Origin of the sequence: Paenibacillus sp. J23TS9, assembly GCF_018403225.1 — a bacterium.
In the GTDB taxonomy this organism is placed as follows: domain Bacteria; phylum Bacillota; class Bacilli; order Paenibacillales; family Paenibacillaceae; genus Paenibacillus_AQ.
Genome location: NZ_BOSG01000024.1, coordinates 1 through 470, shown reverse-complemented (window position 1 = coordinate 470; position 470 = coordinate 1). Strand labels below are relative to the sequence as shown.

At 47.4% G+C, this 470-nt stretch carries 2 rRNA genes; both read left to right on the top strand.

The features are described from left to right. Positions 1-88, top strand: a 16S ribosomal RNA gene (locus KJS65_RS29535); the annotation flags it as partial. 276 nt (positions 89-364) lie between these two features. Beyond that, positions 365-470, top strand: a 23S ribosomal RNA gene (locus KJS65_RS29530); the annotation flags it as partial.

Below are 470 nucleotides of genomic sequence, written 5' to 3'. Positions count from 1 at the left end.
GAGCCAGCCGCCGAAGGTGGGGTAGATGATTGGGGTGAAGTCGTAACAAGGTAGCCGTATCGGAAGGTGCGGCTGGATCACCTCCTTTCTATGGAGAATCGTTTCCCGAGTGGAAACATTCAAATACGCCTTAATAAGGCACTTCTCACTCGTTGGTCAGTTTTGAGAGCTCAAACTCTCTGTTGATCCTTGAAAACTAGATAACGAAACGAATTTGCGTTTTAGAAATATCCTTTTAGCTGCTTGTGTCAATTTTATTGACCAAGTAAATAAGAGTAGCAGACGAGTGTTTGGATTGAAGAGCGACTTTGGCTTTGTGCGAAGCACAAAACAACGGAGCGAAGCGAGCCAAACAGGAGTCAATGGTTAAGCTACTAAGAGCACACGGAGGATGCCTAGGCACTAGGAGCCGAAGAAGGACGTGGCGAACAACGATACTGCCCCGGGGAGCTGTAAGCAAGCATTGATCC